An 8463-nucleotide genomic window follows, 5' to 3' on the forward strand; every position below is an offset into this window, starting at 1 on the left:
CACCCTCAGGCAGTTGCAAATGGTCCGTCGGTCACGTCACCGAAATCATCGGTCACGTTCCCGAATTCGGCGGTCACGATGCCGAAACGGTCGGTCACGCTCTTCCGAAATACGCACCCGGGGGTTCGCCTGACCCTTTCGCCGCGAGGCCTCACCACGTCGGTGGGCGTAGGACCGCTGCGCCTAACGCACGGGGTCAACGGGGCCGCCCTGACGGCCCGCATTCCTGGGACAGGCTTGTCATTCCATCAGCCGCTGACACAACGTAGCGGCCCGACATCGCACCCCGGCAATGCGGTACCTCTTCGCCCAAACTCGAACGCCGCACCGCCGCAGCCGATGCCGGGCCGCGAGTTGCCAGCGGTGCAATCGCCTGCGTTGCAGGAGATCAAGAGCGCAGGCTCTGCGACCCTGACCAGTCCTGGCCTCGCCGCCTTCAAGGAAGCGTTGGCGCAAGCGCAGCGGCAGCACACGAGCGTGCAGGATGACATAGGGAACGCGAAGGAAGCCGAGATGCGAGAGGTCAGCCTCTACCGCAGCTGGGCCAACGGATGGCTCTACAGGCGCCTGATGAAGCGGCGGTTCGCTGAACTCCAAATGAGGGCCGAGAATGCCCAGGCGCTGCGTCGGGAGTTGCAGGAGCAACTCGAACTGTCTCGGCTACATACGCAGTTCGAAATTCCTGACGCGTTGGCCGCTGCGTTCGCCCGACTGTGCGATGACTTCGTCGCCTGCTCGCGTTCGGAACGAGTGTGGGACAACGTAGCCCACCGGTCAGCCAATCAGTTTGCAGAGCGCACCGTTGCGAATCGCATCGTGGACTTGAAGTCCGTTAAGTTCAGCCTCGGGCACTGCGGAGTCATCGCAACACCGATGCCAGTGCCATGTCTGCAAAACGCGAACGGCGGGGACATCTACATTTACCCGGGGTTTTTGATCTATCACGCGGCGGCAACGAACTACGCCTTGATCGAAACCGCTGACGTTGATCTGAAGGTTCAGCGAATGCGCTTCCATGAGGAGCAAGCCGTTCCTTCCGACGCCGTGCAGGTGGGCACGACCTGGGCAAAAACCAACAAGGACGGCACCCCGGACAAGAGGTTCAAGGACAACTACCCGATCCCCGTGATGCAGTACGCCCGTCTTACGGTGCAGTCGTCTTCCGGCCTCAATGAAGAGTACATGTTGAGCAACGTAGAAGCTGCCGAGACGTTCGAGCGAGCTTGGCAGACCCTGGGCGAAGCCACTCGCCGAGGCGCGTAGCTAGCCGTGAGCACGCCCCCTAGAACGGCGTGTCGTCGTCGTGGCCATTGGGCGCAGGGCTCGCGGTCGCAGGCAGCGGCTTAAGACCGATCTTCCTGTCCCAGGTTTCCATAACGAACGTCGCGACCGTGTGCGCGGCGTTGACCGCCAAGCGTGCGTGCCGAGGTTCGAGTTTGTAGCCCTTGCGACCTTCGCTGTGGGCACTGCCCGCATGCGTGCGCAATGCGCCGATGCCGTCAACGATTGAGAACAGTCCAGTGATGATCCGCTGCAGGTCCTGGTCCTCTATGCTGCCGGGATCGAGACCGAGGTCTGCACGAACGACCTTGAACACAGGCTGCAAATCCTGCTTGTCCGGCATAGTGAGTTTGTTGTCCTCGATGTACGTCTTGAAGATTGATTCGAGAATGTTGGAAGGGGCGGATACCGCCTCTCGCGGCTTGGCATCCACGGTCTCCATAGCGCGATCAAACTCGCGGTGGATCGCGGGCATGTCCCGGCCCTTGATCAGTTGCCCCAACGTCTTGCTTGGTGCGAGGCCACCACCGGTGATGAATCCGCCCACGCGGTACTCCAGCCCGTTGTTGGCGAGCACCGTCTCGATCTTGCGAACGTTCTCGCGCTTCTTCAGGGTGTATTCGTCCTCGTCGGTCCATCGAGGAGCCGTGTAGTCCGCTGCCATCACCGGGTCCTCCATGTACCCGCTGATGATTCGTCCGAGAACCGCCAACGGCTCGGGGTGCTGCTTGTTCGTGTTTCGCAGCCATTCCTGTGCTTTGACGTGCTTGCTGCCCTCTGGAGGATCGCCTGAGGCCTCGGCGTACATGAACAAGCTGTCCATGCTTGCATGGGTTTCCACTGTGGAAACGATGTTCGAGACGATGGCAAGAAGTGGAGCTGGGATCGGCTTGGCCATGGGTGAGACGGAAGGACTGTGAACGCCTATTGTCGTTTCATTGCCACTCGGGAGGATCGGCGACCGAGGCCTTGAACTCCGCAGCGTGCCTGTCTTCCCTACGCATCCGCGCCGCAGACGTCAAGGCTGCTGTGGGCTTCGCGGCCGGCGTCTTTCTGTCGCACGCTGCCGCCCGACCCGAGCATTCCGAATTCCGGCAAGACAACTCTCTCAGGCGTGGATCGCACGGCCATGAAGGCCACGAATGTGGCCGCGTCAGAAAACACCGAGCCTTCGGACGACCTCATTCGCCCTTTCGCGAGGTGCCTTGTGTGGCTGCCCTAACTCTGTGAAGAACGCCGGCATCATTTCCTGTGCAGTTTCACAGATCGCGATGCTGGAGAGCTCGGCCGGCGAAGCCTTGCCGTTCCATGCCTTGGTGGCCAGGCGGAAGAATCAGACTGGACTGCAAGTGGCGGAGTTGCAGCAGGTTTGCGCGCCTCCGTTGAATGGCGAACGACAGCAATTCGGCACCTACATCCGATCAGGTCCCAAAAAGCGTTTCAAGGCGACCCGAGAGCCGCGCGGCGAGCGCAACCCGGCCCTCGCCGTTGTTGAGATACTGGACAAATCTCAGATGCCTAAGGTCAAAGGGCACGTCCTCGGCCGATTGCGTGATGAGAATTACCTCCTTGCCCAGCGCGTGCGCGATGCCTGCCTCATAGAAGACATTCGCGTTTCGACCCGACAGATCGCAAATTACAACGCGCGCATCGCAAATCAATGAAACCACGTCCTGAATCACAGCATCGGCGTTCCATATGTTGTCCGCTCTGCTGCACGTTTTTCCCAGCCCCTCTACAGCGCCGCGAATCGACGTGTAGACGTCAGTGAACTCTGCGCTGAAAGGCATCATGACGGACACGAGTTCCTGGTCCGGTGGGTTTTCGCTGAGTCGAAACACCCGCGGTCCGGGCGTCCTAGCAGCGCCGGCTCTGAGTAGTTCGCGGTAGAGGTCGCCTTCCTTGACTGCCCAATGCGTGCGGGCAAACTCCCAATCCTCGATGCCGAGTTGAGGCGCCATGCGCACCAAATCATTGTTGAAAATCGGCGCTACATCCGTGTCATAGGCATATTCAAGCTGATAGTCACGCCCCGTTAGTCGAACGCGGGTCAACGTTCCAACCCGAGCGCGGAGTTCAGCCCCTCTACCCTCTTGCATGAACAACGCTGGAAGCTTCATCAAAGCATCGATGTCGAGCACCCCGGCCGGTTGAAATTGGGCAACGAGCCTCGCCTCGGTGTGCTCAAACACCCGGCCCGCACCCATCGTGTCTCGGGTGTCGTTCCACGGAATGCCTGATACAAGCAGATTAAACAAAGGGGAACTCCTTGCGTTGTAGAAAATCGTTGCGCTTTTTAGGTTTCGGCGATTGCTTGCCGCCTGATTTGCTCAACGCCGGACGCTGGTCGCGGCTAAATGCAAACCGCCGCCGGCGGGCGCCAAACTTAGGGCGTAGCGTTGATGGCCAGCGCGGGAGAAGCACCGCCTTGCTTCATCACGAATGTTGAGGCGGCCAGTTGAGACAGCATGTCATACACATAGACCGTTTTCACGCCATGCGCGAGCGCCGCGTCAGGCAGAAAGATTTTCTTCCGCGCATCGGGGCTGCTTTTTTCTTGCGTCGCAATCGTGTAGCCGTGGTGCTTCGCCACGGCCAGCAGGAATGCATCAGCCACGGTCGCCCTCGAGAATTCGGCAATGGCCGCTGCGTGAAAGTGGGAGCGCTGCGCCCACTGCATGATGTTTGCGTAGTGCGCCATCACCGCCGGGTTTCTAACGTCATCGAGAAAGAACCCCGGTGGCTGAGCCACTGCCCAGTTATGTACGGCGTCGGGTACCTGCTTGGTCGTCAGCTCTGCCAAGACCTTTTTGCAGCTGTAGACGATGCCGGCGTCATGAGCCAAGCCTAGCCATGTCCAAAATCCACCGCAGAAATCGAAGCGGTAGTACATGTCTTTCGCCTGAATGAAGACGTTGGCGTCGACCAGATATTTAACGTTCGGGTTCATCCGCGCCGTCCAAGCTCAACAACAGTATTCGGGGAAACGCTCAGCAGGCTGCCGGCGTCACGCAGCAGCGTCTCACCCGTCATGGCGCTGGCAACCAATGCCTTTGTGAACCGCTTGCTGTTGCGAACAGGCAAGGTGTTGTACGGGTTGCCGCCACTTTTGCCCGCTGCCTTTCGGCTCGCATCGGCGACCGCCAGATACTGCGCGCGATCAATGAAGCCGAAGTGCAGCGCGCGCCGCGCAACAACTAGCTGGCTGACCTTGAAGACGCGGCTTAGAACGGCCAGGTGCGAATCAGTTTGCGCTTTCCACCGGGCTACGAACTCCAGCGACGGCACCAGCACCTCCCCTGCAGTTTGGTTGCACAGCGCCTCGAGGCCGGAGTGAGCGCCATCGTGCGAGGCCGACGAATCGGAAACACCGCTATGCCCGACCCAAAGATGAGCCGCCTCATGCATCAACGTGAACACCCACGCGGCCGGCGAATCCTGCCCGTTCACGAAGACCACCGGCACAAGGGGGTCAGCAATGGCAAACCCGCGAAACTCCCCGACGGGCAGGGCTCTATGCGAGTTGCTTTTCACGATGCCAGTCTTGAACACTAACGCACCGGCGGCCTCGAGGCGTTCGGCCAGATACGAATAGAACGCCTCTGCCGTGGCGCACTTGGCGCGCGCCTCTGGCGTCACCTCGAGCACTGTCCGAATGTCCTCAGCGATGACAGCGGGTGTGGCGGGGGGCTGAGCGTCTCGAAACTTACCAACGAACTTGGGGGCATTGGCGCCTACATCCGTGAGGTATTGAGCGAACCACTCCTTCTTTCTGAGCACGTCCTCGAGGGTCTCAAAAAACGCATCAGAAAGCGGGTCAGCGGTGGGAAGCTGCCGAAGGTCAGGCAGTTCGGGGCGTTTGAGCGTTGGCGGTGTCTCGAGGAACAGATAGCCGAACGGCACGCGGGCAACCGCAGCTACTTTCTCGATCTGACTCGGCGTCAGCTTTCCTTCGAGGAACAGGTCGAGCCGGCTGGGGGCTGCGATTTTCTCGGCTAAGGCGTCGAGCGAAAGGCCGACCTTCGCGGCCGCCCACTCCAACGTCTGGGGGGAAAGCGACAGGGTGGCCATTGAAGGGGAATATATCAGTAGAAACTCAGGCCGCTGGCTGGCAACTTCCCGGGATGCAGCCGGCGCTTGAGGGATCAAATCGCCCCGCACCCGCTAGTTGGAGCCAAATGCCCCGGCCGGCCCCGCAAACGACTCTCATTGGATTTCGATTGCAGCGTTGCTGCAGGAATGTTCGCTACCGTTGGACGGAGCTCGGGAGCACCTCCCCGCGTATTTGGTTGCGGTGGACGAAGCAACGGTCCTCGGCACCGCCGGCCTCGAGGTTTACGGTGACAGCGCGCTCCTACGCACGAGGCAATTCACGCTGACGCGAGGTCAAGACGCTGAACTTTCTCACCACCACGGCAGCAACCTACTTTTCGAAACGGGGCTTCGCAAGCCAACTACGAGAGTACGTCCCTGTGGCACTCGAAGCATCGGCCGAGCTCCAAGGGGGATGTCCGAGTTCCGCCGTGTTCATGTCACGCAACGTAGCCGGATAGGAATTTTCAGTACGCGCAGACGCGTCACAGCCCTGGGTGGCGGAGGCTCTCGGCGTCCGGTGCACATGCAAGACAAACGCGCCGTCGTGCCGCTCGCGTATACGAGACTTCGCTTAGCGGCAGCCAGCGCGGCTTCCACGGGCAGCAGTCGCCAGGATGGGAGTTGGCGAGGACGCGGCCGCCGACCTGAAACCTGTGACGACTGGATCAGGCAGATAAAGCAGATAGACACCGTCGCGCCAGGCGAGAGGCAAAATTTCTGCAGCCGGCTCTCGAGAGGCCTGCAGGACACGTGCCCACCGGGTCGCTCTCCCCCGTACGCCTGTTGACCTACCGAGCCTTGCGCCTGAGCGGGCATCTATCATTGGGGCACCTGCTGAAGCACCCTCACAAAACGCCCACATGCCCTTGCGCGCGACCTCTGGCGAGGCGAACCTCCACGCGTTCGACTATGACGAGGACCAGTGGGCGGCGCTGAAGTCGAGCTATCGCGCTCTCAGCCTGGCCATGCCGTGCTGCGGCCGCGGGGCTATACCCAAGACCAGCACGCTTGGAAACCACTTCTTCGCGCACTCTCGAAGGGGTCCATGCACGTCAGCCCCCGAAAGCGCTCAACACCTGTACTGCAAACAGCTCATCGCCGAGGCGGCCAAAGCAGCCGGCTGGACGGTCACCACCGAGCGCCCAGGGGCCTGCCCGCAAGGCGAAGAATGGATCGCGGATGTGTTCTGCGAGCAAGGCAACGCCAAGATCGCCTTCGAGGTGCAGATGTCGCCGCAGACGCACGAGGAGACGCTGAGGCGTCAACGCCGCTATCGAGAGTCCGGCGTGCGCGGCGCCTGGTTTCATGCCCCACGCAAGAGTGACTACACGGTGCACTCCGACAAGGAGACGCCGTCGTTTGTCCTGCGCGCCGTCGAGGTAGGTAAGCCGCCGGCCGTGAAGGGATTCCCGGCGAACCTGCCGGAGTTCGTGACAGCCCTGTTGTCGAAGCGCGTGACTTGGGAGGCACCGGAGTTCAGCCGGACGCTCTACGTGGAATTCATGGAAGATGCGTGCTGGGCCTGTCAGAAACCGGTCAAACAGGTCTGCGGCATGACCAGCGGCGACGACACCCATTGGTGGTACCGCCCCACGAGCGTGGCATCGCTATCCCAGACGCTCGGTGGGGTGCAGCTGGCTGTTTTGCCGGGGGAGTTGCGGTCATGCGGCCTGAACGAGGTCGGCATGCAGCAGGTGATCCAGGGCAAGCGCACAAATTGGCCACATTGCAACCTATGCATCCACTGCAGCTCTCCCCAGAACAACTATCACGTCAGCGAAAAGCTGCGCGAAGCCTTTCAACGGCTTGATCGCGGGGACCCCTCCCCGTCTCCCCTGGGAGTGGCGTCTTTCGAGCGAGTGGAGCGCGGCGCGCCGCGGTGGGTCTACCGAGACCCTCCCACTTCCGCCGGCGATGCGCCAGCTTCGGTTGGCGGAATAGCTGAAACGGTTGCTACGCCCTGATGAGCTCAACGGGCCCGATGCCGTCGTAGACGGTCTCGCCTGTATTCACCACTGTCACCGTCCACCTCTCCCCTCGCTCCCCGGGGGTGACGCTGTACGCACCCGGCTCGAGCGCCAGCTCGGCCTCCTCATGCACGCTAGGGCCCAACCATGAAGGCATGCGCAGGATCGAGGAAGTGCGGGCGAAGAGTTCGTGCGTTTCGGACATACGGGGATGGTACCGGCCTGGTGGGCCGGCCCGGCACAGCGCCGCAGCGCGTCAGGATTCGGAGGGTGATGGCCCGCTCCGATGCAAGCTTCGGTACCAGTTGATGCCCTGCTGCTCCCCGGTTCCCTTCTGGTTGCGAACGTGGAACTGGCCGGACCGCTTCAGAAGCTCTCGCCAGCTCTGGCAGAAGTACCTCCGTGGCCTGTGCTCGGGGTGGGAGACCCGTATCGCCTCAAGCGCGGTATCTAACCGGGTCATCTCCCCAGGCGCTGACTGCTCCTCCTGTCGCCGAAGCAGCATGACGGCTGTGCAATTTGGCCAGTCGACCGTGCCGTCGGGCAAGATGCCGTGGAGAAAATCATCGAAGTGAGCGCTCTGCACGAAGGCCGCGAAGTGCTGCTGGGCTTCCATCGCCGTCTTGGCCCATTGGTGGATTTCCTCATATGAGGACTGAGCGGTGGCCAGGCCTTCTTCAAGCGCAGCGATGGCCCGCTCGCATCCGACATGCGTCAGCAGGTCGTGGTCCTCCAGAAAGTGGTGGACGATGCGATTGCGCAGCGTCTTGAATGCCTCGAGCCCCGCCTTCGTTCGCTCCAGTTCCTCCGCCGGCAGCTCAAGGGCAAAGCGCGTGCGGAAGACCAGCCCGTCCGATTCGACCTGCGGCTCATCGTCGTCCTCGGATGTCGCCTTGCCCAGTTCCCGAAGGTATGACCTGTTGATTTCATCGAAGAGATAGCCCATCGGCTTGGATGCGAACATCTCCTTGCGCCGCTGCTGATTGAGCGGCGCGGTCTCGACTGGGGCGCGACAATCATCTTGGCCGGTCGAACGACAAGCGTGATGGCCGGTGGTGAGGAGTCGAAGGCGGCGTAGCCGCCGTAGACGACGAGCCACCGGCGGCGCCGGTTTGGTGGG

Annotated in this window: 7 protein-coding genes; 2 read left to right on the forward strand and 5 right to left on the reverse strand. The window is 61.5% G+C overall.

What is annotated here, in order from left to right:
- Nucleotides 1-1263, forward strand: a 1263-nt coding sequence (locus ACSFBL_RS35140; protein WP_435520430.1) for a DUF4236 domain-containing protein, incomplete at its 5' end; no start/stop codon positions are given.
- 19 nt (nucleotides 1264-1282) lie between these two features.
- On the opposite strand, the gene ACSFBL_RS35145 is transcribed toward ACSFBL_RS35140, so the two are convergent.
- From ACSFBL_RS35145 to ACSFBL_RS35160, 4 genes are all read right to left on the reverse strand, one after another.
- Nucleotides 1283-2179 carry an abortive infection family protein gene (locus tag ACSFBL_RS35145; protein WP_435520431.1) on the reverse strand — a complete coding sequence of 299 codons (897 nt, stop codon included), beginning with the start codon at nucleotides 2177-2179 and terminating at the stop codon, nucleotides 1283-1285.
- A gap of 523 nt (nucleotides 2180-2702) precedes the next feature.
- Nucleotides 2703-3539, reverse strand: coding sequence for a hypothetical protein (locus ACSFBL_RS35150; RefSeq protein WP_435520432.1), 837 nt, complete (start codon nucleotides 3537-3539; stop codon nucleotides 2703-2705).
- 128 nt (nucleotides 3540-3667) lie between these two features.
- On the reverse strand, nucleotides 3668-4231 hold the full coding sequence (locus ACSFBL_RS35155; RefSeq protein WP_435520433.1) for a DUF4411 family protein: 564 nt from the start codon (nucleotides 4229-4231) through the stop codon (nucleotides 3668-3670).
- Entirely contained in the window at nucleotides 4228-5352 is a 1125-nt protein-coding gene (locus tag ACSFBL_RS35160) for an ImmA/IrrE family metallo-endopeptidase (RefSeq protein ID WP_435520434.1), read from the reverse strand. Before ACSFBL_RS35160 ends, ACSFBL_RS35155 begins: the two co-directional genes overlap by 4 nt.
- A gap of 884 nt (nucleotides 5353-6236) precedes the next feature.
- Between ACSFBL_RS35160 and ACSFBL_RS35165 the strand changes: the two genes are divergently transcribed.
- Nucleotides 6237-7340: a competence protein CoiA gene (locus ACSFBL_RS35165; RefSeq protein ID WP_435520435.1), complete on the forward strand. Its 1104-nt coding sequence runs from the start codon at nucleotides 6237-6239 to the stop codon at nucleotides 7338-7340.
- Nucleotides 7341-7599: 259 nt separating this feature from the next.
- On the opposite strand, the gene ACSFBL_RS35170 is transcribed toward ACSFBL_RS35165, so the two are convergent.
- Nucleotides 7600-8463, reverse strand: an 864-nt coding sequence (locus ACSFBL_RS35170) for a hypothetical protein (RefSeq protein WP_435520436.1), incomplete at its 5' end; no start/stop codon positions are given.

The organism is Variovorax glacialis (genome assembly GCF_051216375.1).
Taxonomy (GTDB): domain Bacteria; phylum Pseudomonadota; class Gammaproteobacteria; order Burkholderiales; family Burkholderiaceae_C; genus Variovorax.

What these genes read in the sequence shown, in the direction of transcription:
- ACSFBL_RS35145 (WP_435520431.1), bottom strand. Translation starts at nt 2,179, where the DNA reads ATGGCCAAGCCGATCCCAGCTCCACTTCTTGCCATCGTCTCGAACATC.
- ACSFBL_RS35155 (WP_435520433.1), bottom strand. Translation starts at nt 4,231, where the DNA reads ATGAACCCGAACGTTAAATATCTGGTCGACGCCAACGTCTTCATTCAG.
- ACSFBL_RS35160 (WP_435520434.1), bottom strand. Translation starts at nt 5,352, where the DNA reads ATGGCCACCCTGTCGCTTTCCCCCCAGACGTTGGAGTGGGCGGCCGCG.
- ACSFBL_RS35165 (WP_435520435.1), top strand. Translation starts at nt 6,237, where the DNA reads ATGCCCTTGCGCGCGACCTCTGGCGAGGCGAACCTCCACGCGTTCGAC.